Annotated in this window: 17 protein-coding genes; 11 read left to right on the top strand and 6 right to left on the bottom strand. The window is 70.1% G+C overall.

All coding sequences use genetic code 11. The features are described from left to right. Positions 1–108: 108 nt before the first annotated feature. Complete coding sequence (locus JIX55_RS19000; protein WP_257564504.1) at positions 109–624, bottom strand: hypothetical protein; 516 nt, start codon at positions 622–624, stop codon at positions 109–111. Positions 625–836: 212 nt separating this feature from the next. Here JIX55_RS19000 and recD2 point away from each other — a divergent pair, with 212 nt between their 5' ends. Next, positions 837–3,098 (top strand): SF1B family DNA helicase RecD2, encoded by a 2,262-nt coding sequence (gene recD2 / locus JIX55_RS18995; RefSeq protein WP_257564503.1) that lies wholly within the window; start codon positions 837–839, stop codon positions 3,096–3,098. A gap of 298 nt (positions 3,099–3,396) precedes the next feature. Continuing rightward, on the top strand, positions 3,397–4,686 hold the full coding sequence (locus JIX55_RS18990; protein WP_257564502.1) for a citrate synthase: 1,290 nt from the start codon (positions 3,397–3,399) through the stop codon (positions 4,684–4,686). A gap of 621 nt (positions 4,687–5,307) precedes the next feature. Here JIX55_RS18990 and JIX55_RS18985 read toward each other — a convergent pair. From JIX55_RS18985 to JIX55_RS18975, 3 genes are all read right to left on the bottom strand, one after another. Further along, a complete protein-coding gene (locus JIX55_RS18985; RefSeq protein WP_257564501.1) occupies positions 5,308–7,569 on the bottom strand; it encodes a heavy metal translocating P-type ATPase in 2,262 nt (753 codons plus the stop codon). Positions 7,570–7,588: 19 nt separating this feature from the next. Continuing rightward, positions 7,589–7,828: a heavy-metal-associated domain-containing protein gene (locus tag JIX55_RS18980; RefSeq protein ID WP_257564500.1), complete on the bottom strand. Its 240-nt coding sequence runs from the start codon at positions 7,826–7,828 to the stop codon at positions 7,589–7,591. 175 nt (positions 7,829–8,003) lie between these two features. After that, positions 8,004–8,681, bottom strand: a complete 678-nt coding sequence (locus JIX55_RS18975; RefSeq protein WP_257564499.1) for a TetR/AcrR family transcriptional regulator — start codon at positions 8,679–8,681, stop codon at positions 8,004–8,006. Positions 8,682–8,842: 161 nt separating this feature from the next. Here JIX55_RS18975 and JIX55_RS18970 point away from each other — a divergent pair, with 161 nt between their 5' ends. Then, positions 8,843–11,086, top strand: a complete 2,244-nt coding sequence (locus JIX55_RS18970) for an MMPL family transporter (protein WP_257564498.1) — start codon at positions 8,843–8,845, stop codon at positions 11,084–11,086. A gap of 323 nt (positions 11,087–11,409) precedes the next feature. Continuing rightward, the gene (locus tag JIX55_RS18965) at positions 11,410–12,453 is read left to right on the top strand and encodes a zinc-dependent alcohol dehydrogenase family protein (RefSeq protein WP_257564497.1); all 1,044 of its coding nucleotides are present in this window, start codon (positions 11,410–11,412) and stop codon (positions 12,451–12,453) included. Here the strand turns inward: JIX55_RS18965 and JIX55_RS18960 are convergent. After that, entirely contained in the window at positions 12,434–13,057 is a 624-nt protein-coding gene (locus JIX55_RS18960; RefSeq protein WP_257564496.1) for a GNAT family N-acetyltransferase, read from the bottom strand. The two genes, JIX55_RS18965 and JIX55_RS18960, sit on opposite strands and share 20 nt — an antisense overlap. Before the next feature lie 204 nt (positions 13,058–13,261). Continuing rightward, positions 13,262–14,179: a sugar phosphate isomerase/epimerase family protein gene (locus JIX55_RS18955; protein ID WP_257564495.1), complete on the bottom strand. Its 918-nt coding sequence runs from the start codon at positions 14,177–14,179 to the stop codon at positions 13,262–13,264. A 194-nt stretch (positions 14,180–14,373) separates the two neighbouring features. On the opposite strand from JIX55_RS18955, the gene iolC reads away from it, so the two are divergent. The 7 genes from iolC to JIX55_RS18920 all read left to right on the top strand — a co-directional run bounded on the left by iolC (position 14,374) and on the right by JIX55_RS18920 (position 24,252). Next, positions 14,374–15,324, top strand: a complete 951-nt coding sequence (gene iolC / locus JIX55_RS18950) for a 5-dehydro-2-deoxygluconokinase (RefSeq protein ID WP_257564494.1) — start codon at positions 14,374–14,376, stop codon at positions 15,322–15,324. A gap of 5 nt (positions 15,325–15,329) precedes the next feature. Beyond that, positions 15,330–16,226: a Cgl0159 family (beta/alpha)8-fold protein gene (locus JIX55_RS18945; RefSeq protein ID WP_257569381.1), complete on the top strand. Its 897-nt coding sequence runs from the start codon at positions 15,330–15,332 to the stop codon at positions 16,224–16,226. Positions 16,227–16,233: 7 nt separating this feature from the next. Beyond that, a complete protein-coding gene (iolB, locus tag JIX55_RS18940; protein WP_257564493.1) occupies positions 16,234–17,082 on the top strand; it encodes a 5-deoxy-glucuronate isomerase in 849 nt (282 codons plus the stop codon). Beyond that, entirely contained in the window at positions 17,079–18,977 is a 1,899-nt protein-coding gene (iolD, locus tag JIX55_RS18935) for a 3D-(3,5/4)-trihydroxycyclohexane-1,2-dione acylhydrolase (decyclizing) (protein ID WP_257564492.1), read from the top strand. The genes iolB and iolD overlap by 4 nt, the downstream gene beginning before the upstream one ends. A 16-nt stretch (positions 18,978–18,993) precedes the next feature. Further along, positions 18,994–20,496 carry a CoA-acylating methylmalonate-semialdehyde dehydrogenase gene (gene mmsA, locus JIX55_RS18930; protein ID WP_257564491.1) on the top strand — a complete coding sequence of 501 codons (1,503 nt, stop codon included), beginning with the start codon at positions 18,994–18,996 and terminating at the stop codon, positions 20,494–20,496. Positions 20,497–20,716: 220 nt separating this feature from the next. Then, entirely contained in the window at positions 20,717–23,374 is a 2,658-nt protein-coding gene (locus JIX55_RS18925; RefSeq protein ID WP_257564490.1) for an alpha/beta fold hydrolase, read from the top strand. Next, positions 23,371–24,252: an ABC transporter permease gene (locus tag JIX55_RS18920; RefSeq protein WP_257564489.1), complete on the top strand. Its 882-nt coding sequence runs from the start codon at positions 23,371–23,373 to the stop codon at positions 24,250–24,252. Before JIX55_RS18925 ends, JIX55_RS18920 begins: the two co-directional genes overlap by 4 nt. Positions 24,253–24,364: the final 112 nt, after the last annotated feature.

Here is a 24,364-nt window from a genome sequence, read left to right as displayed (position 1 = left end):
AATCGATTACATCGATGCTTCAAGAAGGATTGGAATCGATTACATGCAGCGGAGGCAAGAGGGTGGGGTGGCCGAAATCGAATCGTGACGGGAGGGAGGTGCGGCTGCTCAGAGCCAGTTGATGACAGCGAGCGTGATCAGCGCGGCCAGGGCTCCGACCCCGCCGAGGATCCCGATGGCCGCGGCGATCTTCACGCTGGCCGGTCGCGCCTCGCTCCAGCCCAGCTCCCCGGCCGCGCCCCGGATCATCCGGTGTCCCTCGGCGGAGGAGAAGGTGTACTGCGAGGAGCCGTCCGGGGACCGACGTGAAGTGAAGGACACGCTCCGGCCGACGGAGACCGTCTTGCCCAGTCGCACTCCGCCCAGGCCCGCCGCCACCTCGACGGTGCGGACGACGTCCGTCATCGTGAAGACCTTCTGCTCCGGGCGCAGCACGACCCGGTAGGTGTGCACCTGGCTGATCCGGCTACGGATCAGCAGCTCCTGCCACTGCGGGACCGTGACGTCCACGGTCACGTCGAATCCCCGCTCCGTCCGACGGACCAGATACGGCGTGCCGGCGACGGCCGTCTCCACCCGGGTGCACAACTCGTCGGCAGATCCTGTGCCGTTGGAATCCATCACGGCGACGGAGCGTAACAGCGGGGCCTGTTGTCCCACCTCCCAGTACCTCGCGCAGGCCACGACGAGACCCAGCCCCGCCCGTCCTCCTGCTCACCCGCCCGCACCCGCCCGCACCTTCCCCGTCGCCGCCTTCACCCCCTTCCACGAAGCCCTGAAGGCGCCCCGCGACTGATCCCCCCACCCGTGTCAGACCCTGGCTGTACCGTCGGATCATGCTCAATCAGACGGCGGCCCAGGAGGGGACCGGTGAGCGGCGACTGGCCGTCCTCGAAGGCGTCCTGGAACGCATCACGTACGCCAACGAGGACAACGGCTACACGGTCGCGCGCGTGGACACCGGCCGGGGCGGCGGCGACCTCCTCACCGTCGTCGGCGCGCTCCTCGGCGCGCAGGTCGGCGAGTCCCTGCGCATGGAAGGTCGTTGGGGCTCGCACCCGCAATACGGAAAACAATTCACCGTCGAGAACTACACGACGGTCCTCCCCGCCACCGTCCAGGGCATCCGCCGCTACCTCGGCTCCGGCCTGGTCAAGGGCATCGGCCCCATCTTCGCCGACCGCATCACCCAGCACTTCGGCCTGGACACCCTGCAGATCATCGAGGAGGAGCCGAAGCGCCTCATCGAGGTCCCCGGCCTCGGCCCCAAGCGCACCAAGAAGATCGCCGACGCCTGGGAGGAGCAGAAGGCGATCAAGGAGGTCATGCTCTTCCTCCAGACCGTCGAGGTGTCCACGTCGATCGCGGTCCGCATCTACAAGAAGTACGGCGACGCCTCGATCGGGGTGGTCAAGAACCAGCCGTACCGCCTCGCGTCCGACGTCTGGGGCATCGGCTTCCTCACCGCCGACAAGATCGCCCAGTCCGTCGGCATCCCGCACGACAGCCCGGAGCGCGTCAAGGCGGGCCTGCAGTACGCCCTTTCGCAGGCCACCGACCAGGGCAACTGCTACCTCCCGGAGGAGCGGCTGATCGCCGACGCGGTCAAGCTCCTCCAGGTCGACACGGGCCTGGTCATCGAGTGCCTGGCGGAGCTGTCCCAGCCGGACGAGGACTCCGGCGAGCCCGGCGTCGTACGCGAGAAGGTGCCCGGTGAGCACGGCGAGCCGGTCACCGCGATCTACCTCGTCCCCTTCCACCGCGCCGAACTCTCCCTCTCCGCCCAGCTGTTGCGCCTCCTGCGCACGGCCGAGGACCGTATGCCGGGCTTCCACGACGTGACCTGGGACAAGGCGCTGACCTGGCTGAAGGGCCGTACGGGCGCGGAGCTGGCCCCGGAGCAGGAGGCGGCGGTCCGGCTGGCGCTCACCGAGAAGGTGGCCGTCCTGACCGGAGGCCCGGGCTGCGGCAAGTCCTTCACCGTCCGCTCGATCGTGGAGCTGGCCCGCGCCAAGAAGGCGAAGGTCGTGCTCGCCGCCCCGACCGGCCGCGCCGCCAAGCGCCTCGCCGAGCTGACCGGCGCCGACGCCTCCACCGTCCACCGCCTGCTGGAGCTGAAGCCCGGCGGCGACGCGGCCTACGACAAGGACCGCCCGCTGGATGCCGACCTGGTGGTCGTCGACGAGGCCTCCATGCTGGACCTCCTGCTGGCCAACAAGCTGGTGAAAGCGGTACCGCCGGGGGCCCACATCCTCTTCGTCGGAGATGTCGACCAGCTGCCCAGCGTGGGCGCCGGCGAAGTCCTCCGTGACCTGCTGGCCGACGGCAGCCCCGTCCCGGCCGTCCGTCTCACCAAGGTCTTCCGCCAGGCCCAGCAGTCCGGCGTGGTGACCAACGCCCACCGGATCAACTCCGGGCAGCACCCGGTCACCGACGGCATGAAGGACTTCTTCCTCTTCGTCGAGGACGACACGGAGGAGGCCGGGCGGCTCACGGTGGATGTGGCGGCCCGTCGTATTCCGGCCAAGTTCGGGCTCGACCCGCGCCGGGACGTGCAGGTACTCGCGCCCATGCACCGGGGCCCGGCCGGCGCGGGCAACCTCAACGGGCTGCTCCAGCAGGCCATCACCCCCGCCCGCCCCGACCTTCCCGAGAAGCGGTTCGGCGGCCGGGTCTTCCGCGTCGGAGACAAGGTCACCCAGATTCGCAACAATTACGAGAAAGGCGAGAACGGCGTCTTCAACGGCACCGTCGGCGTGGTCACCGCGCTCGACCCGGTCGACCAGCGACTGACGGTCCTGACGGACGAGGACGAGGAGGTGGCGTACGAGTTCGACGAACTGGACGAGCTGGCGCACGCCTACGCGGTGACGATCCACCGCTCCCAGGGCAGCGAGTACCCGGCCGTGGTCGTCCCGGTCACGACAGGGGCCTGGATGATGCTCCAGCGCAACCTCCTCTACACGGCGGTGACCAGGGCGAAGAAGCTGGTCGTCCTCGTCGGCTCCCGCAAGGCGATCGGCCAGGCGGTGCGCACGGTCTCCGCGGGCAGGCGGTGCACGGCCCTCGACTTCCGGCTCGCTCCACGACCGCTCTGAGGACTTCTGCCAGGACCGCGTGAGGACCGCTGCCGGGACCGCTGCCAGAACCGCTGTGAGGGCCTCTCGTGACGGCCCGTCGTCCCGTGAGTGAAATTTGATCGATCAAATGAGTCGTAAAGGTCACACAGCTCTTCCAGATGCCGGACGGAGCGGGCAGGATGAGCAAGTTGGCGGCACTCAGTGCCGCCGATAGGCCCGATGGTCGACCCCGAGTGCACTCTCCTGAGCCAATTGGGGGATGGTAGAGACAGTCAGGGCACCTCGAAGATGAGGCACTACGTCGGTGAGGGAAGACGTGAGCGACAACTCTGTAGTACTGCGGTACGGCGACGGCGAGTACACCTACCCGGTGATCGACAGCACCGTCGGCGACAAGGGCTTCGACATCGGGAAGCTCCGGGCCCAGACCGGTCTGGTCACCCTGGACAGCGGCTACGGCAACACCGCTGCTTATAAATCGGCCGTCACCTATCTAGACGGCGAGCAGGGCATCCTGCGGTACCGCGGCTACCCGATCGAGCAGCTGGCCGAGCGCTCCACCTTCCTTGAGGTGGCGTACCTGCTCATCAACGGTGAGCTTCCGACCGTGGACGAGCTCTCCACTTTCCAGGGCGACATCACGCAGCACACCCTGCTGCACGAGGACGTCAAGAACTTCTACCGGGGCTTCCCGCGCGACGCCCACCCGATGGCGATGCTGTCCTCCGTGGTCAGCGCCCTGTCGACGTTCTACCAGGACAGTCACAACCCGTTCGACGAGCGGCAGCGCAACCTCTCCACGATCCGGCTGCTCGCCAAGCTGCCGACCATCGCGGCGTACGCGTACAAGAAGTCGATCGGTCACCCGTTCGTCTACCCGCGCAACGACCTCGGTTACGTCGAGAACTTCCTGCGCATGACCTTCTCGGTCCCGGCCCAGGAGTACGACCTCGACCCGGTCGTCGTCTCCGCGCTCGACAAGCTGCTCATCCTGCACGCGGACCACGAGCAGAACTGTTCGACCTCCACGGTCCGCCTGGTCGGCTCCTCGCAGGCGAACATGTTCGCCTCGATCTCCGCCGGTATCTCCGCGCTCTGGGGCCCGCTGCACGGCGGCGCCAACCAGTCCGTCCTGGAGATGCTGGAGGGCATCAAGCAGAACGGCGGCGACGTCGACTCCTTCATCCGCAAGGTGAAGAACAAGGAGGACGGCGTCCGCCTGATGGGCTTCGGCCACCGGGTGTACAAGTCCTTCGACCCGCGCGCCAAGATCATCAAGGCTGCCGCGCACGACGTCCTCTCCGCGCTCGGCAAGTCCGACGAGCTGCTGGACATCGCGCTGAAGCTGGAGGAGCACGCACTCTCCGACGACTACTTCGTCTCGCGCAACCTCTACCCGAACGTGGACTTCTACACGGGTCTGATCTACCGCGCCATGGGCTTCCCGACCGAGATGTTCACGGTCCTCTTCGCCCTCGGCCGCCTGCCGGGCTGGATCGCCCAGTGGCACGAGATGATCAAGGAGCCGGGCTCCCGCATCGGCCGCCCGCGCCAGATCTACACGGGTGTCGTCGAGCGCGACTTCGTGCCGGTCGAGGCCCGCTAGACGCACTGCTGAGCCCCGTACGGAGAGCCGTCCGTGCGGGGCTTCGTGTGGTCTCGTGGTCTGGAGCGCCGCACAGCCGCGTACAGGCTCAGAAGGCGCGTACGGGCATAGAGGAAGGCGCCCTGCAACGCTGGTCCCCCCACGGGCCGGCGAGCAGGGCGCCTTCCCATGTCCCGGTGCGGATTCCCCCCACGGGATCCGGCCGGGCGTCTGGTGGGCCAGCGCCTGAATCGCTGAGCAGGACGAGCAGAACTCGTCGTACCACTGTGTCGTGCTGTGTATCTCTTGCTGCGGTCTGCCGGGACGCGTACGTACGGGAGGGCCGCTCAAAGCTCCCCGGTGCACGTGCCCCGGCAACGCAATTCCGGGAACGTCCCCCAAGACATCCCCAGATGCCAGTCACGCCCCCCAAGACGCTTCTGACATCGCCAACTTAGACTCACGAAGCCCTTCGATGGTTACGTTCGCATCACTGTGATCTGCGTCTCTTGCCATATGTCCTGAAGTTGCGCAAGAGACCCGATACGGTGATCGAGGCCCCAGCGTAAGGATGATGCGCGAGCCTTGTGAAGAGCTTATGTGAGGCTGCTTCCGGACTCTAGAGGGACTTTTGCCCGGCGGTCACGAGAATGTCCTGAGTCGCAAGCTGTTCGTTACCACAAAAACGGACGAAAAGGCCATAGCCGCCCCCGCGATCATCGGGTTGAGCAGCCCGGCGGCGGCCAGCGGCAGCGCGGCCAGGTTGTATCCGAACGCCCAGGCCAGATTGCCCTTGATGGTGGCCAAGGTCCGCCGCGACAGCCGGATGGCGTCGGCGGCCACCCGCAGGTCCCCGCGGACGAGCGTCAGATCGCCCGCCTCGATCGCCGCGTCCGTCCCCGTGCCCATGGCGAGCCCCAGGTCGGCCACGGCCAGCGCGGCGGCGTCGTTGACCCCGTCCCCGACCATCGCGACCGTACGGCCCTCGCCCTGGAGCCGGCGTACGACGTCGACCTTGTCCTGCGGCAGGACCTCGGCGATCACGTGCTCGGGGGAGACGCCGACCGCCGCGGCGACGGACCGGGCCACCCGCTCGTTGTCCCCCGTCAGCAGCACCGGCGTGAGCCCGAGCGCCCGCAGCCGCCGTACGGCCTCGGCGCTGGTCTCCTTGATCGCGTCGGCGACCGTGACGACACCGAGTGCCATGCCGTCGCGGGCGACCACGACCGCCGTGTGTCCCTCGCTCTCGGCGGTCTCCTTCGCGCTCTTCAGGGCCTCGGGGAGCGGTCCGTCGAGGATCCGGCCCACCTGGACGTCGTAGCCCTCCACGAGGCCGCGTACGCCCCTGCCCGGCAGGTTCTCGAAGCGCTCGACGGCGGGCAGTGGGCCGACGCGGTTCTCGGCGCCCGCGGCGATCGCCCGGCCGACCGGGTGCTCGGATGCGTGTTCGACGGCGCCCGCGAGCCGCAGGACGTCCTCTTCGAGGGCGTCCTCGGCGGCGTACACCTTCTGGAGGGTCATCCGGCCGGTGGTGACGGTGCCGGTCTTGTCCAGGACGACGGTGTCGACGCGGCGGGTGGACTCGAGGACCTCGGGGCCCTTGATGAGGATGCCGAGCTGGGCGCCGCGGCCGGTGCCGACCAGCAGGGCGGTCGGGGTGGCGAGACCGAGCGCGCAGGGGCAGGCGATGATCAGGACCGCGACGGCCGCCGTGAAGGCGGCGGTGGTGTCGTCCGTGACGCCGAGCCAGGCGCCGAAGGTGGCGACCGCGACGAGGAGGACGGCGGGGACGAACACGGCGGAGATCCGGTCGGCGAGCCGCTGCACCTCCGCCTTGCCGTTCTGCGCGTCCTCCACCAGCCGCGCCATCCGCGCCAGCTGGGTGTCCGCGCCGATCCGGGTCGCCTCGACGACGAGCCTGCCCCCGGCGTTCACGGTCGCGCCCGTGACGCTGTCCCCGACCGTCACGTCCACCGGCACGGACTCGCCGGTCAGCATGGACGCGTCGACGGCGGAGGAACCCTCGACGACGGTCCCGTCGGTGGCGAACTTCTCCCCGGGGCGTACGACGAAACGGTCGCCGACCTCGAGCTGCCCGACCGGGATCCGGACTTCCCGTCCCTGGCGGAGCACCGAGACGTCTTTGGCGCCCAGCTTCAGCAGCGCCCTGAGCGCGGCGCCCGCGCGGCGCTTGGAGCGGGCCTCCAGATAGCGGCCCAGCAGGATGAACGCGACGACGCCTGCGGCCACTTCGAGATAGATCGTCGACGAGCCCGATGTGCGCGACACCGTGAACTCGAAGCCGTGCCGCATCCCCGGCATGCCCGCGTGTCCCCAGAACAGGGCCCACAGCGACCAGCCGAAGGCGGCGAGGGTGCCGACCGACACGAGTGTGTCCATCGTGGCCGCGCCGTGCCGGAGGTTGGTGAACGCGGCGCGATGGAAGGGCAGCCCGCCCCACACGACGACCGGCGCGGCGAGCGTCAGCGAGAGCCACTGCCAGTTGTCGAACTGCAGGGCCGGGACCATGGACATGAGGATCACGGGCACGGCGAGCAGCGCCGAGACGGTGAGTCGCTGCCGCAGGGAGGCGAGTTCGGAGTCCGTCTCCTCCGCCTGGGAGGGCCCTTCCTGGACGTCTTCCGGGGGAGCCGGGGGAGGGGGCTCCTCGGCCGTGTAACCCGTCTTCACCACGGTGGCGATCAGATCGGCGACCTCCACCCCGGCGGGGTAGGAGACTTTCGCCTTCTCCGTCGCGTAGTTCACCGAGGCGGTGACCCCGTCCATGCGGTTGAGCTTCTTCTCGACGCGGGCCGCGCAGGAGGCGCAGGTCATCCCGCCGATGGTCAGCTCGACCTCATGGACGGATTCACTTACGGGGGCGACTGCCGTGGTGCTGGTCATGTCCGTGTCCGTGCTGACCTCAGGCCTTGCCGACCAGTTCGAAGCCCGCCTCGTCGACGGCGGCGCGCACGGCCTCCTCGTCGAGCGGGGCGGCCGAGACCACGGTGACCTCGCCGCTGGAGGCGACGGCCTTCACGGACGAGACACCGGCGAGCTGCGTGATCTCACTCGATACGGCGCCCTCGCAGTGCCCGCAGCTCATGCCGCTCACCTTGTAGACAGTGGTGACGGAACCCTGGGTGCCGGTCTCAGTGGTCATGTCGTTTCTCCTCATCGGGGCATGTGGGGTTCGAGTAACCCTTCAGGATGCCCACCTTATACCCCCTAGGGGTATGAATCCAAGAGGGGTGGGCGGGCGTGGTGGGGTGCCGGGGTGTCTGAGGGTGTCCGGTGCGCGACGGGGTTTCGTGGACCCCGCCCGGGAGTCGTCGGTCTCAGCGGGTGCGGGCGGATGTGGCGCCGGCGTGACCGGCGGGGCCGGCGGCGAGTCTGTCGCCCACCAGTGGTTCCAGGTAGCGCAGTACGACGTTCTTCAGCTCCTGGATGTACGCGTCGCGCTCGGCGCCCTCGTGGGCGAGCACCAGCTCCAGACCCGCCATGTACACACTGATGCAGACCCGTGCGGTGCGCGTGACGTCGGCGGCCGGCTTGTCGGGCAGCAGCGGCGCGAGGAGGGCCTCGACCCGTGCGACCAGGGTCGTGTGCAGGGCGTCGTGCTGCTCGGCGATACGGCCGGGGACGTCCGGGCCGTGCATCAGGGCGAAGAACACCGGGTGTTGGCAGTTGAAGTCGATGAAGCGGTCGACGGCCGCCGCGACGGCCTCCTCCAGCGGGGTCGCCGGGTCGACCGGGGCGAGCGCCTCGCCGTACGCCGCCTGCATCTCGTGCATGAGCCGCTCGCCCAGCTCTATCGCGATCGCTTCCTTGTTCGGGAAGAACTGGTACAGCGTGCCCGGCGACACCCCCGCCTCGCGGGCGATGGCGTTGGTGCTGGCGGCGGTGTAACCGGTCGAGGAGAACACGGTGGCCGCCGCTTCGAGGAGTTGGGCGATACGGCGCTCGCCGCGGGCCTGGCGGCGGCGCGGCTGCTCCTTCTCCTGGTTGGTGGCCACGCGGTTATCCCCAGCTTTCCGGACGCGATTGACAAACACGAGTGGTCGCTCGCATTCTGGTGAAACGCGAGCGATCTCTCGTGTTTGCCAGTGTATGGCTTGGCTTTCCCATGCCGCCTCGCTGCGCACAGCACGGATCAGAGTGAAGGGGACACCGCACCATGACCGATGTCAACCGGCCACCCCGAGTCGGAGGCTGGACCAGGTTCGTGACCGCGCGTCCCCGGCTCTCCCTGTTCGTCGCCCTGGTGCTCACCGCCCTCGCGGTCGTGGCGGGCAGCGATGTCGCGGACCGCCTCGGCAGCGGCGGCTGGGAGGACCCGAGCGCCCAGTCCACCTACGCGACGAAGGCCCTGGAGCGCGAGTTCCCCGACTCCAACCCGAACTTCCTCCTGCTGGTCGACGCGGGCAGCGCCTCGGTCGACGACCCGGCCGTCGCCACCGAGGCGAAGAGGCTGACCGAGCGGCTCGCCGCCGAGAAGGGCGTCACGGGCGTCGGCTCCTACTGGCGGACCGGCGCACCGACCCTGCGCGCGGAGGACGGCAAGGAGGCGCTGATAGCGGCCCGCCTCACCGGCGACGACACCGCGGTGAACAAGACCCTGGACCGCATCGCCCCCGAATTCCGCGGCACGCACGGCCCGGTCGAGGTCAAGGTCGGCGGCATCATCGCGGTACGGCACGAGATGCAGACGATCATCCAGGAGGACCTGCTGCGGGCCGAGATGATCGCCCTGCCGGTGACCCTCGTTCTCCTCGTCATGGTCTTCGGCAGCGCGGTCGCCGCCCTGCTCCCACTGGGCGTGGGCATCGTCGCGATCCTCGGCACGAACGCGATCCTGCGCGGCCTCACCGAGGTCACGGACGTCTCGGTCTTCGCCCTGAACCTCACCACGGCGATGGGCCTGGGCCTGGCGATCGACTACGCCCTGTTCATCGTGCGCCGCTTCCGAGAGGAACTCGCGTCCGGCGCCGAGCCCTTGCCCGCCGTGGCCACGACCCTCCGCACAGCCGGCCGCACGGTCCTCTTCTCCGCCCTCACGGTCGCCGTCTCCCTGGCCGCCATGATGGTCTTCCCGCAGTACTTCCTGAAGTCCTTCGCCTACGCGGGCATAGCGGTGGTCCTCCTGGCCGCGGCGGCCGCCCTGATCCTCCTCCCCGCGGCCCTGGTGCTGCTGGGCGACCGGGTCAACGCCCTGGACCTGCGCAAGCTGTTCAAGCGCCGCAAGGCATCCGACACCGAGGCAGGCTCCCCGCGCGCGGAGGAAGGCGCGGCCTGGGGCCGCATGGCAACCCTCGTCATGCGCCGAGCCCCCTACTTCGCCATCGCCACCACAGCCGGCCTGGTCCTCCTGGGCCTCCCCTTCCTGGGCGTGAAGTTCGGTACGGCCGACGACCGCCAGCTCCCCTCGACCGCCGAGTCCCACGTAGTGCAGCAGCACATCCGGGAGGGCTTCCCGGGTACCCCCGGCGGAGGCCTGGCGGTACTCGCCGAAGGGAAGGCGACGGAGGCCCAGTACGCCACGTACAAGGAGCGAATCGCCGACCTGCCCGAGGTGCTCCGCGTGGATGGCCCTCTGGTGAAGGGCGACTGGGCCTACTTCACGGTGCAGCCGAAGGGCGAGGCGGTCGACGAGGGCGCGCAAAGCCTGGTGGACGACATCCGGGCGGCGGACGCCCCCTTCGACACCTCGGTGACGGGCACGGCGGCGGTCCTGGTCGACACGAAGTCAGCGATAGCCGAAGGCCTCCCCTGGGCTCTCTCCTTCATCGCGATAGTCACCCTGCTCCTGGTCTTCCTCCTGACCGGCAGCGTCCTGATCCCCCTCCAGGCGGTCCTGCTCAACGCGCTCAGCCTCACCGCGATGTTCGGCGCGCTCGTCTGGGTCTTCCAGGACGGCCACCTCTCCGGACTCCTCGCCTTCACCAGCCCGGGCTCCATAGAGACCACCCTCCCTGTCCTGATGTTCTGCGTGGCCTTCGGACTCTCCATGGACTACGGCGTCTTCCTGCTCTCCCGGATCAAGGAGGAGTACGACCACACCGGCGACCACACCGCCTCCGTCCGCTTCGGCCTCCAACGCACCGGCGGCCTCATCACCGCGGCCGCCGTCATCCTGGCCGTGGTCATGGTGGCCATCGGCACCTCCCGAGTGACCAACACCAAGATGCTCGGCCTGGGCATAGCCCTGGCCGTCCTCATGGACGCCATGGTCATCCGCAGCCTCCTGGTCCCGGCGGTCATGCGCCTGACCGGCCGCGCCACATGGTGGGCACCGGCCCCGCTGAGGAGGTTCCACGAGAGGTTCGGGCTGAGCGAGGGGGAGTCGGCGCCTGCGGCGGCATCGGAGGCCGAGGAGAAGTCGGAAGAACCGGAGCCGGTCTCCAGCCACTCTGGAGTCTGAGGATTGAGGCGTTGAGGCGCTGAGGCACGAGCGGCCCGAAGGGCCGTCGTGCCTCAGGGGCGCGGGGAACTGCGCGACAAGCCACGACGCTCCGACAGGTACCGGCTCACCGCAGACACGCCCTCATCCCCTCATCCCCCAGCGGCGGCTTGGGGGCGGCAGCCCCGGAAGCCCGGCCGGAGGTCAAAGGGGGGCGAAGGGGCGCAGCCCCTGGTGACGGGAACGGGTAGGGGCGGCGGGGGCGAGAAACCCACGTCCCGGCAATGCGATGCTGACTGGGGTCCGCAAGGGACCAAACGGCCCCGGACCGAAAGGTGGGACACATGCGCGCGGTGGTGTTCGAACAATTCGGAGAGCCGGCCGAAGTAAGGGACGTACCGCCCCCCACCCCCACCGACCACGGCGCGGTCGTCCGAGTCGAAGCAACCGGCCTCTGCCGCAGCGACTGGCACGGCTGGCAGGGCCACGACCCGGACATCACCCTCCCCCATGTCCCCGGCCACGAACTCGCCGGAGTCGTCGAGGCGACCGGCACGAGAGTGACGGCCTGGCGCCCCGGCGACCGTGTCACCGTCCCGTTCGTCTGCGCCTGCGGCACGTGCGCGGCCTGCGCGTCCGGCAACCAACAGGTGTGCGAGCGACAGACCCAACCGGGCTTCACCCACTGGGGCTCGTTCGCCCAGTACGTAGCCCTGGATCACGCCGACGTGAACCTCGTGGCACTGCCGGAGGAGCTGTCGTATGCCACGGCGGCCTCCCTCGGCTGCCGTTTCGCCACGGCGTTCCGCGCGGTCGTGACGCAGGGCCGCGTAGCGGCGGGGGAGTGGGTGGCAGTCCACGGCTGCGGCGGAGTGGGCCTCTCCGCAGTGATGATCGCGGCGGCCTCCGGCGCCAGGGTGATCGCCGTCGACGTATCCCCCCAGGCCCTGGACCTGGCCCGCAAGTTCGGCGCGGCGGAATGCGTGGACGCGTCGACCGGAGCGGACACGGCCGAGGCCATTCGCGACCTCACCGCCGGCGGCGCCCATCTCTCCCTCGACGCCCTCGGCTCCCCCGTCACCTGCGCTGCCTCCGTCAACAGCCTCCGCCGCCGGGGCCGCCACATCCAGGTGGGTCTGCTCCCGTCCGAGACCGGCACCACCCCTGTCCCCATGGCCCGCGCGATCGCCCTGGAACTGGAACTCCTGGGCAGCCACGGCATGGCGGCCCACGCCTACCCCCAGATGCTGGAGCTGGTCCGGGCGGGCATCCTCCGCCCCGACCTCCTGGTGACCTCGACGATCACCCTGGACGAGGCCCCCGCCGCACTGGCCGCGATGGACACGGCCCCGGGCAGCGGGGTGACGGTCATAGAGCCGTGGAGCTGACCCGATACCTGTCGGGATGCTCTCGATCGCAGTCGGGATCCCCGTCGGGATACCCCCGATGCGCGGCCCACTCGGGGGCGAGGATCGACATCCGTACGGAATCGATCCACTCCCCGTCCTGCCACAGGGTCTGCCGCTCAACGCCCTCGGCCACGAACCCGGCCTTCTCGTAGGCGCGCCGGGCCCGGGGGTTGTGGGTGAAGACGTACAGCGAGACGCGGTGCAGGCCGAGCCGCTCGAAGGCGTGACCGACCGTCAGCCGCACGGCCTCCGTGCCGAGTCCCCGGTCCTGCCCGCCGGGGCCGATCAGGATCCGGAAGCAGCAGCTGCGGTTGGCCTCGTCCCATTCATTGAGCACGGTCTCACCCACCAGCTCACCGCTCGCCCGGTCCACGACCCCGAGATCGAGGCGATCGGTCCGGTCGTTGCGGCTGCCGTACCAGGCGCGCAGCCGTTCCGGGCCGAACTCCTCGGTCGGACTGCCGGTGAGCCGGAGTACCTCCGGGTCGGCCAGGATCCGCGCCATCACGGGCACGTCGTCCTCGGTGAACGGCCGCAGCACGGCCCTCTCACCGGTGAGTACGGGTTTCACGGAAAAGCTCATCCCCGGATCCTGGACAGCGGACGGACCCGGGGACAAATGAATAAGCGAGCGCGCCACGGCGGTGGCCGCGCCGACCGTCGGGGGAGCCGGGCACCGTGCCGCGATCACAAGCCCCGTTCAGGGGCGCGGGGAACTGAGCGACCAGCCACGAACATCCCGCGGCCTTGAACGATCCGCAGTCCCCCGGCGCTTCCCAGCGAACACCTACGCGCCGCAAGACCTCAAAAAGGCCCTGGTCCGCTGGGCGATCGGCAACGGCTTGTCCGGCTCACACGGATACATGTCCTGCTCGACGATCGCGAACAAATCGACGTCGAGCTTCGAGGCAGCGACAAGCACCGGCCCCAGCTCGGGCACACCCTTCGGCGGCTCGCACATCACACCCTTGGCCACGGCCGGCCCGAACGGAATCTCGTTCGCGCGGACCTCCGCGAGGATCTCGGGGTCGACCTGCTTGAGGTGCAGATACCCGATGCGCTCCCCGTACGTCTCGATCAGCTTGACGCTGTCGCCGCCGCAGTACGCGTAGTGACCCGTGTCGAGGCAGAGGGAGACGACCGAGGAGTCCGTGCCGTCCAGGAAGCGGACGACGTTCTCCTCGCTGTCGATGTGGGTGTCGGCGTGCGGGTGGACGACGATCTGGAGGCCGTACCTCTCCCGCACCTCCCGCCCGAGCCGCTCGGTCAGCTGGGTGAGGTGCCGCCACTGCTCGACTGTCAGCTCGCTCGGCTCCAGCACCTTGCCCGTCTTGTCGTCCCGCCAGAAGGACGGGATGACGACGAGATGCCTGGCGCCCATCGCCTGCGCGAGCACCGCGTTGTCGGCCACGTGCGCCCAGGTCTTCTCCCAGACGTCCGGGCCGTGGTGCAGCCCGGTGAAGACCGTGCCGGCCGACACTTTCAGGCCGCGTTTCGCGGTCTCCTCGGTGAGGACCGCCGGATCGGTCGGCAGATAGCCGTACGGGCCCAGCTCGATCCACTCGTAGCCGGATGCGGCGACCTCGTCGAGGAAGCGCTCCCAGGGGACCTGCTGGGGATCGTCGGGGAACCACACGCCCCAGGAGTCGGGCGCCGAGCCGATCCGGATGCGGGAGAGTGAGGACTGAGGTGACAACGACGTCATGGGAGTCAGCTTCGGCCTCGAAGTAGAGGGTGTCAATAGGTAGTCCGAATGTCTGGACAAAGTATTGACAGGGTCGCTCGAACGGGGCTAGACCTTGTGCGTGGCCGAACCCGGGGTCACGGGGCCGTAGGGACACGGACCCGCCCCGGCTCGGTCGTGGCGCGGACGGCGCGCAGCAACGCGAAGGGAAGTCGATGGCGTACGACCTGATCACCATGGGGCGGATCGGTGTGGACCTCTATCCGTTGCAGACGGGGGTTCCGCTGCCGCAGGTGACGTCCTTCGGGAAGTTCCTCGGCGGATCGGCGACGAACGTCGCGGTGGCCGCGTCCCGCCTGGGCCGCTCCACCGCCGTCATCACCCGCACAGGCGCTGACCCCTTCGGTGACTACCTCCACCAGGCGCTGCGCGACTTCGGGGTCGACGACCGCTGGGTCACCCCGGTCCCTGGCCTCGCGACCCCGATCACCTTCTGCGAGGTCTTCCCGCCGGACGACTTCCCGCTGTACTTCTACCGCCGGCCCAAGGCGCCCGACCTGGAGATCGACGCCCACGAACTGGACCTCGACGCCATCGCCGGGACCCGGATCTTCTGGATGACCGGCACCGGCCTGAGCGAGGAGCCCAGCCGTACGGCGACGCTCGCGGCCCTCGCCCACCGCGCCAAGGCCGGTACGACGGTCTTCGACCTCGACTGGCGCCCCATGTTCTGGACCGACCCGGCCGAGGCCCGCCCGTTCTACGAGGAGGCCCTGCGGCACACGACCGTCGCGGTCGGCAATCTGGACGAGGTCGAGGTCGCCACCGGGGTCCGCGAGCCGCAGGCCGCCGCCCGCGCACTTCTCGACGCCGGGGTCGAACTCGCGGTCGTCAAGCAGGGCCCCAAGGGTGTTCTCGCGGTCAACAGCAAGGGTGAGTCCGCCGAGGTCCCGCCCCTCCCCGTGACCGTCCTCAACGGCCTCGGCGCCGGTGACGCCTTCGGCGGCTCCCTCTGCCACGGCCTGCTCGAAGGCTGGGACCTGGAGAAGATCATGCGGTACGCCAACGCGGCCGGCGCCATCGTCGCCTCCCGCCTGGAGTGCTCCTCCGCGATGCCCACGGTGGAAGAGATCGAGTCGGCCGTCGCGGCGGGAGCGGTCCTGTGACCTCCGTGAGCCCCCTCGGTCCCGTCGACGTCTCCGCCCTCGTCCGCACCCGGGTCCAGCACCCCGAGGCGATCGCCGAGGCCGCCGCCCGCCGCACCCGGCGTCCCCTCGTCGGCGACAGCGGCCGGCTGATGATCGTCGCCGCCGACCACCCGGCCCGCGGCGCCCTCTCCGTGGGCGACCGCAAGCTCGCCATGGCGAACCGCGCCGACCTCCTCGAACGGCTGTGCCTCGCCCTCTCCCGCCCCGGCGTCGACGGCGTCCTCGCGACCGCCGACATCCTCGACGACCTGCTCCTCCTCGGCGCGCTCGACGACAAGGTCGTCATGGGCTCGATGAACCGCGGCGGTCTGGCGGGCGCCAGCTTCGAGCTCGACGACCGCTTCACCGGCCACCGCCCCGAGGACATGGAGCGCCTCGGCTTCGACGCCGGCAAGCTCCTGCTGCGCATCGACTACGACGACCCGGGCTCCCTCAACACCCTGGAGTCCACCGCCCGTGCCGTGGACGCCATGGCCGAACGCAGGCTCCCCGTGTTCGTGGAGCCGTTCATCAGCCGCCGGGACCCCGCGACCGGCAAGGTCAGGAACGACCTGAGCGCCGACGCCGTCACCAAGTCGATCGCCATAGCGGCCGGGCTCGGCGGCAGTTCGGCGTACACCTGGCTGAAGGTGCCCGTCACGGAGAACCCCGATGACATGGCCCGTGTGATGGAGACCTCGACGCTGCCCGCCGTACTGCTCGGCGGCGATGTCGGCACGGACCAGGAGGGCGCCTACGAGAAGTGGCGGGGGGCGCTGCAACTGCCCACCGTCCAGGGCCTGGTGGTCGGCCGCTCGTTGCTCTACCCGGCGGACGACGACGTGACCGCCGCCGTGGACACCGCCGTAGGACTGTTGTGAGGGCCGCATGACACAGAAGACCGAGCTGTACGTACCCAAGGGCGCCACCGCGAACGCCCGGTACGTCGTCGACATCGACCCCAAGCGGGCCGGCTGGACCCACAGCAGCCTGCGGATCGTGGAGTTGGGGCCGGACGGCACGCACACGTTCACGACCGGGGACAGCGAGTGGATCGTGCTGTCCCTCAACGGCGGTTGTACGGTGCACGTATCGGGCGAATCCGGTGAACCGGGCGGAGAAGAGGACGCGGAGTTTCAGATCCTGGGCAGGGAAAGCGTGTTCGCCGGAGTCTCCGACTTCGTGTACGCGCCCCGTGACGCCCGGGTACAGATCGCCTCCGGCGCGGGAGGCCGCTTCGCTTTGGCAGGAGCGAAGTGCGAGCGACGACTCCCCGCCCGCTACGGCCCCGCGCCGGAGGTCCCCGTGGAAGACCGAGGCAGCGGCGACTGCGCCCGCCAGGTGCGCAACTTCGCCTCCGCCGACGCCTTCGAGTGCGACAAGCTGATCACCGTCGAGGTCATCACCCCCGGCGGCAACTGGTCCTCGTACCCGCCGCACAAGCACGACGAGAACCGGCCGGGCGAGGAGACCGAGCTCGAAGAGATCTACTACTTCGAGATCGAGGGCCCGAACGGCTTCGGATACCAACGGGTGTTCCCCTCCCGCGAGGGCGGATCCGACATCCTCGCCGAGGTCCGTTCCGGTGACGCCGTGCTCGTTCCCGACGGCTGGCACGGCCCGTCCATCGCGCAGCCCGGTCACAGCATGTACTACCTGAATGTGATGGCCGGTCCGGGCTCCGAGCGGCAGTGGCGGATCTGCTTCCACCCCGATCACACGGAGGGGTACCGATGAGCACGGCGACCCCGAGGACGACGAGGCTGACCGTCGCGCAGGCGCTGGTGCGGTTCCTCGCCGCCCAGTACACCGAGCGCGACGGCGAACGGCAGCGGCTGATCGGTGCCACCTGGGGCATCTTCGGCCACGGCAATGTCGCGGGCCTCGGGCAGGCGCTGATCGAGTACGGCGACGACATGCCGTACCTCCAGGGCCGCAACGAGCAGTCGATGGTCCACGCGGCCGTCGGCTACGCCCGGCAGTCCAACCGCCTCTCCACGCACGCCGTGACGACGTCGATCGGCCCCGGCGCCACCAACCTCGTCACCGGCGCCGCCCTCGCCACGATCAACCACCTCCCGGTCCTGCTCCTCCCCGGCGACACCTTCGCCACCCGGCCCGCGGACCCGGTCCTCCAGCAGCTCGAAGTCCCGTACGCGGGCGACATCAGCGTCAACGACTGCCTGCGCCCGGTGTCGAAGTACTTCGACCGGATCACCCGCCCCGAGGCCCTGATCCCGGCCGCGCTGCAGGCGATGCGGGTGCTCGCCGACCCCGTCGAGACGGGTGCCGTCACGCTCGCCCTCCCGCAGGACGTGCAGGCGGAGGCGTACGACTGGCCGGAGGAGTTCTTCGCCGAGCGGACCTGGAACGTACGCCGGCCCGCGGCCGACGGCTCCGAACTGTCCGCCGCCGTACGGGCGATCCGCGAAGCCGGGCGCCCGCTGATCGTCGCCGGCGGGGGTGTCCACCACGCCCGCGCGGAGGAGGCGCTCGCCGAACTCGCCGACGCCACCGGCATTCCCGTGGCGTCCACGCAGGCCGGCAAGGGCTCGCTGCGCCACGACCACCCGCAGGACGTGGGCGGCATCGGCCACACCGGCACCGCGACCGCGAACGAACTCGCCCGCACCGCCGACCTGGTGATCGGTGTCGGCACCCGGTACACGGACTTCACCACCGCCTCCGGCACCCTCTTCACCGCCGACGGCGTCCGCTTCCTCAACCTCAACATCGCGCCGTACGACGGTCACAAGCTCTCCGGGCTGCCACTGATCGCGGACGCGCGCGTCGGGTTGGAGGAGCTGACCCAGTCGCTCGAACCGCACGGACACCGGGTCGCGGACGCGTACGTCGCCGAGTACACGGAGGACAAGCAGCGCTGGGAGCACCGCGTCGACGCCTGCTACGAGGCCGACGAACCGGACACCCGGCCCACCCAGGCCCAGGTCCTCGGCCTCCTCGACGAGATCGTCGACGAGGACGACATCATCATCAACGCGGCCGGGTCCCTCCCCGGTGACCTGCACAAACTGTGGCGGGCGCGGTCGCGGGACCAGTACCACCTGGAGTACGGCTACTCCTGCATGGGGTACGAGATCCCGGCCGCGATCGGCGTCCGGATGGCCGCCCCCGGGCGCCCGGTGTGGGCGCTGGTCGGCGACGGCACCTATCTGATGATGCCGACCGAGATCGTCACGGCCGTGCAGGAGAACGTCCCGATCAAGGTGCTGCTCGTACAGAACCACGGGTACGCCTCCATCGGCGGCCTCTCGGAGACGGTCGGCGGTGAGCGGTTCGGTACCGCCTACCGGCACCGGAACCCCGACGACGGCCTGTTCACGGGCGCCCCGCTGCCCGTGGATCTCGCCGCCAACGCGGCCAGCCTCGGCATGCGCGTCCTGCGCGCCAAGACCATCCGTGACCTGCGCGCCGCCCTCGCCGAGGCGCGGGCGGCCGACACTCCCACATGTGTCTACGTGGAGACCGAAACGGCAGACACAGTGTCGGGCCCGCCTCCCGCGCAGGCCTGGTGGGATGTTCCTGTGGCCGAGACCGCGACCCGCTCGTCGGCGGTCAAGGCCCGCGAGGAGTACGACCGGCACGTCTCAACCCGACGCCGCCATCTGTGAGCAAGGAGTTTCTGGCATGACGAAGATCGTCAACCACTGGATCGGCGGCAAGACCGTCGAAGGCGCGTCGGGTACGTTCGGGCCGGTCACGGACCCGGCGACCGGCGCGGTCACCACCAAGGTCGCCTTCGCGACCGTGGACGAGGTCGACGCGGCGGTACGCACCGCCAAGGAGGCCTTCGCCACCTGGGGCCAGTCCTCGCTGGCCAAGCGCACGGAGATCATGTTCCGTTTCCGCGCGCTGCTCGACGCCAACCGTGACGCGATCGCGGAGCTGATCACCGCCGAGCACGGCAAGGTGCACAGCGACGCGCTCGGCGAGGTCGCCCGCGGCCTGGAGATCGTCGACCTGGCCTGCGGCATCAACGTCCAGCTGAAGGGCGAGCTGTCCACGCAGGTCGCCAGCCGCGTGGACGTCTCCTCCATCCGCCAGCCGCTGGGCGTCGTCGCGGGCATCACGCCGTTCAACTTCCCGGCGATGGTCCCGATGTGGATGTTCCCGATGGCCATCGCGACAGGCAACACCTTCGTGCTGAAGCCGTCCGAGAAGGACCCGTCGGCGTCCATCAAGATCGCCGAACTGCTGTCCGAGGCGGGCCTGCCCGACGGCGTCTTCAACGTCGTCCACGGCGACAAGGTGGCGGTGGACCGCCTCCTGGAGCACCCGGACGTGAAGGCCGTCTCCTTCGTCGGCTCGACCCCGATCGCCCGCTACATCCACACCACGGCCTCCGCCAACCACAAGCGCGTCCAGGCCCTCGGCGGCGCCAAGAACCACATGCTGGTCCTCCCGGACGCCGACCTGGACGCGGCGGCGGACGCCGCCGTGTCGGCGGCCTACGGCTCGGCGGGCGAACGCTGCATGGCGATCTCGGCGGTCGTGGCGGTCGGCGCCATCGGCGACGAACTGGTCGAGAAGATCCGCGAGCGCGCCGAGAAGATCAAGATCGGCCCCGGCAACGACCCGACGTCCGAGATGGGCCCGCTGATCACCGCCGTGCACCGCGACAAGGTGGCGTCCTACGTCACGGGCGCGGCGGCCGAGGGTGCGGAAGTCGTCCTGGACGGCACCGGCTACACGGTCGACGGCTTCGAGGACGGCCACTGGATCGGCATCTCGCTGCTGGACAAGGTGCCCACGTCCGCGAAGGCCTACCAGGACGAGATCTTCGGCCCGGTGCTGTGCGTGCTCCGCGTGGACACGTACGAAGAGGGCATCTCCCTCATCAACGCCTCCCCGTACGGCAACGGCACCGCGATCTTCACCCGCGACGGCGGCGCCGCCCGCCGCTTCCAGCTGGAGGTCGAGGCCGGCATGGTCGGCGTCAACGTCCCGATCCCCGTCCCCGTCGGCTACCACTCCTTCGGCGGCTGGAAGGACTCCCTCTTCGGCGACCACCACATCTACGGCAACGACGGCACGCACTTCTACACCCGAGGCAAGGTCGTCACCACCCGCTGGCCCGACCCGGCCGACGCCCCCACGGGCGTCGACCTGGGCTTCCCGCGCAACCACTGAGCACCACCTTTCCCCGCACCCCTCAAGGGGCGCGGGGAACTGCGCGATCAACCACGACGCACCTACCCGCCCGACTTATCAGGTTGCTGTCAGGTCCGCCCCACGCCCCCGCATACCGCGACCGCTGTATGCCGAATTCCTCCCGTACGACCGTGGGATGGCCCACTCTTCACCCCGGAGAGGGCCGTGGGGTACCGATGGTGCCCTTTACCGTTGACGCATGGATCTTCGACTGCCCGGACTGCGACTGCGCGGGGCACTGCGGCGGCGACCACGGCGGACCATCGCCGCCGCGGCCGCCGTCGTCGTGCTCGCCGGCGCGGGTACCTGGACGGCCACCGCCTCGGACGAAGCGGCGCCGGTGAAGCGCACCGACCAGGTCATGGGCACGGCCGAGGGCGTGCGCATCGACACCTCGTACTTCACCTCCGGCTCGGACGGCCGCCGCCCCGCCGTCCTCCTCGCGCACGGCTTCGGCGGCAGCAAGGACGACGTACGACAGCAGGCCGAGGACCTCGCCCGGGACGGCTACGCGGTGCTGACCTGGTCGGCCCGGGGCTTCGGCGAGTCGACCGGCAAGATCGGGCTGAACGACCCGAAGGGCGAGGTCGCCGACGTCTCCCAGCTGATCGACTGGCTCGCCGAGCGCCCCGAGGTCCAGCTGGACAAGGACGGCGACCCGCGTGTCGGCGCCGCCGGCGCCTCGTACGGCGGGGCGGTCTCGCTGCTGGCCGCCGGGTACGACGACCGGGTCGACGCCATCGCGCCCGCGATCACGTACTGGAACCTGTCGGACGCCCTGTTCCCGAACGGCGTCTTCAAGAAGCTGTGGGCCGGCATCTTCTTCAACACCGGCGGCGGCTGCGACAAGTTCGAGACGCAGCTGTGCGAGATGTACCAGCGGGTCGCCGAGTCCGGGCAGCCCGACGCGGAGGCCGTGAAGCTCCTCGACGAGCGCAGCCCCGAGGCCGTCGGCGACCGCATCAAGGTGCCCACGCTGCTGCTCCAGGGCCAGACCGACTCCCTCTTCCCGCTCGGCCAGGCCGACGCCGCCGCCAAGGCGATCGAGGCCAACGGCGCGCCCGTGGAGGTCGACTGGATCTCCGGCGGCCACGACGGCGGCGACATGGAGACCTCCCGCGTCCAGTCCCGGGTCAACTCCTGGTTCGACCGCCATCTGAAGGACGACAAGAGCGCGGACACCGGCTCGGCGTTCCGCGTCACCCGCACCCTCGGCACCGGCTCCGGCGACGGCGAGCCCCGCCTGAGCGGTACGACCGACGACGCGTACCCGGGCCTGGAGAGCGACCCGCAGCCGATCGCCCTCGCCGGACGCGAGCAGAGCTTCGAGAACCCGGCCGGCGCCAACCCGCCCGCCGTGTCGGCCCTGCCCGGCCTCGGCGCCGCCGGCGGCCTCTCCCAGCTGTCCTCGCTCGGCGTCAGCATCTCCCTCGACTTCCCCGGCCAGTTCGCCGCGTTCCAGTCGAAGCCCGTCACGGACGACCTCCAGATCACCGGCTCGCCGACGGCCACCGTCCATGTGAAGTCGACCAGCGAGGAAGCCGTCCTCTTCGCCAAGGTCTACGACGTCGGCCCGGACGGCAGGTCACAGGTCCTCCCCTCGCAGCTCGTCGAGCCCATCCGGGTGGAGGGCGCCAAGTCCGGCAAGGACGTCGAGCTCACCCTCCCGGCCATCGACTACGAACTCGACGACGGCCACAGCCTCCGCCTGGTCCTCGCCTCCACCGACCTCGGCTACGCCTCCCCGGCCACCCCGGCGAAGTACACCGTCTCCCTGAAGGGCGACCTGGAGGTGCCCACGCCGCTCGGCCGGGCCGACCGCACGGACGTCCTGCCCGCCTGGGTCTGGTACCTGCCGGTCAGCGGCGCGGTGATCGCGGCCCTCCTGCTCGTCACCGGCCGCCGCCGCATCGTCACCCCCGCCCCCGATCCCGCGCTGGCCGAGGTCCCGCTCCAGATCACCGATCTGAGCAAGAAGTACAAGAACGGCGACAGCTACAGCGTCCGTGACCTCTCCTTCCGCGTCGAGAAGGGCCAGGTCCTCGGCCTCCTCGGGCCGAACGGCGCGGGCAAGACGACGACCCTGCGCATGCTGATGGGGCTGATCCAGCCGGACGGCGGCCAGATCCGCGTCTTCGGCCACGCGATCGTGCCGGGCGCCCCGGTGCTCTCCCGGGTCGGCGCCTTCGTCGAGGGCGCGGGCTTCCTCCCGCACCTGTCCGGCCGCGAGAACCTGGAGCTGTACTGGCAGGCCACCGGCCGCCCCGCCGCCGACGCCCACCTGGACGAGGCCCTGGAGATCGCCGGCCTCGGCGACGCCCTGGCCCGCGCGGTCCGCACCTACTCCCAGGGCATGCGCCAGCGCCTGGCCATCGCCCAGGCCATGCTCGGCATGCCCGACCTGCTCATCCTCGACGAACCGACGAACGGACTCGACCCGCCGCAGATCCGCGAGATGCGCGAGGTCATGATCCGCTACGCGGCCGCCGGCCGTACGGTCATCGTCTCCAGCCACCTGCTGGCGGAGGTCGAGCAGACCTGCACGCACCTGGTCGTCATGGACCACGGCAAGCTCGTCCAGGCGGGGCCCGTGAGCGAGATCGTCGGCTCCGGCGACACGCTGCTGGTCGGCACGTCCGAGCCCGTGGACGAGCCCATGGTCGAGAAGATCGCCGCCCTGCCGGGCGTCGACTCGGCCGTCCGCGCCGCCGACGGACTCGTGGTCCGCCTCGACGCCGACGGCAGCGCCCAGCGCCTGGTCGCCGAACTCGTCCGGCTGGAGGTCCCCGTGGAGTCGGTCGGCCCCCACCGCCGCCTCGAAGACGCCTTCCTCACCCTGATCGGAGAGTCCGCATGAGCACGCTGGCCGAGCGTGCCGAGCACGCAGAACCCGTCGAGGTCGCCGACGGCTACCGCGCCGGCCGCACCCTGCCCTTCAGGGTCGAGCTGGTCCGGCAGCTGAAGCGCCGGCGCACGATGGTCATGGGCGGCATCCTGTTCGCCCTGCCGATCGTGCTGCTGATCGCCTTCCAGGTCGGCGGCACGCCCGGCGAGGGCAACAACCGGGCGAACCTGATGGACACGGCCACCGCGTCCGGCGCGAACTTCGCCGCGGTGAACCTGTTCGCCGCGGCGGGCTTCCTGCTCGTCATCCCCGTCGCCCTGTTCTGCGGCGACACGGTCGCCTCGGAGGCCAGCTGGGCCTCCCTGCGCTACCTCCTCGCCGCGCCCGTGCCACGCGCCCGGCTGCTGTGGTCCAAGCTCGCCGTGGGGCTCACCCTCAGCCTGGCGGCGCTCGTGCTGCTGCCGGTCGTCGCGCTCGCCGTCGGCGCGGTGGCGTACGGCTGGGGCCCGCTGGAGCTGCCCACGGGCGGTGAGATCGCCCCGGGCGCCGCCGCCCAGGCCCTGGTGATCACCGTGGCGTACATCTTCGTGTCCCAACTGGTCACCGCCGCCCTGGCGTTCTGGCTCTCCACGAAGACCGACGCCCCGCTCGGCGCGGTCGGCGGCGCCGTCGGCCTCACCATCGTCGGCAGCGTCCTCGACGAGGTGACCGCACTGGGCGACTGGCGCGACTTCCTGCCCACGCACTGGCAGTACGCCTGGCTGGACGTCGTCAACCCGCAGCCCGACTACACCGACATGATCCAGGGCGTCTCCATCTCCATAACGTACGCGTTGGTGCTGTTCGCCCTGGCCTTCCGGGGTTTCAGCCGCAAGGACGTCGTCTCCTAGGTCACCGGAGGATCACCCACCGGTCTCGACGGGCCCCCGCCGTGGCCGCTTCGAGACGCATCCGCAACACCCCGTAGCGCACATCCGGGTCCCCTCCGCCGTCACAGTCACA

It is taken from the genome of Streptomyces sp. DSM 40750, from assembly GCF_024612035.1.
GTDB lineage: Bacteria > Actinomycetota > Actinomycetes > Streptomycetales > Streptomycetaceae > Streptomyces.
The sequence above is the reverse complement of the archived record's forward strand: the minus strand, read 5'-3'. Positions and strand labels throughout refer to the sequence as shown.

Coding starts and splice junctions, on each gene's coding strand:
- recD2 (WP_257564503.1), top strand. CDS start 837: ATGCTCAATCAGACGGCGGCCCAGGAGGGGACCGGTGAGCGGCGACTG.
- JIX55_RS18985 (WP_257564501.1), bottom strand. CDS start 7,569: ATGACCAGCACCACGGCAGTCGCCCCCGTAAGTGAATCCGTCCATGAG.
- JIX55_RS18980 (WP_257564500.1), bottom strand. CDS start 7,828: ATGACCACTGAGACCGGCACCCAGGGTTCCGTCACCACTGTCTACAAG.
- JIX55_RS18970 (WP_257564498.1), top strand. CDS start 8,843: ATGACCGATGTCAACCGGCCACCCCGAGTCGGAGGCTGGACCAGGTTC.
- JIX55_RS18965 (WP_257564497.1), top strand. CDS start 11,410: ATGCGCGCGGTGGTGTTCGAACAATTCGGAGAGCCGGCCGAAGTAAGG.
- JIX55_RS18960 (WP_257564496.1), bottom strand. CDS start 13,057: ATGAGCTTTTCCGTGAAACCCGTACTCACCGGTGAGAGGGCCGTGCTG.
- JIX55_RS18955 (WP_257564495.1), bottom strand. CDS start 14,179: ATGACGTCGTTGTCACCTCAGTCCTCACTCTCCCGCATCCGGATCGGC.
- iolC (WP_257564494.1), top strand. CDS start 14,374: ATGGCGTACGACCTGATCACCATGGGGCGGATCGGTGTGGACCTCTAT.
- iolB (WP_257564493.1), top strand. CDS start 16,234: ATGACACAGAAGACCGAGCTGTACGTACCCAAGGGCGCCACCGCGAAC.
- iolD (WP_257564492.1), top strand. CDS start 17,079: ATGAGCACGGCGACCCCGAGGACGACGAGGCTGACCGTCGCGCAGGCG.
- mmsA (WP_257564491.1), top strand. CDS start 18,994: ATGACGAAGATCGTCAACCACTGGATCGGCGGCAAGACCGTCGAAGGC.
- JIX55_RS18925 (WP_257564490.1), top strand. CDS start 20,717: ATGGATCTTCGACTGCCCGGACTGCGACTGCGCGGGGCACTGCGGCGG.
- JIX55_RS18920 (WP_257564489.1), top strand. CDS start 23,371: ATGAGCACGCTGGCCGAGCGTGCCGAGCACGCAGAACCCGTCGAGGTC.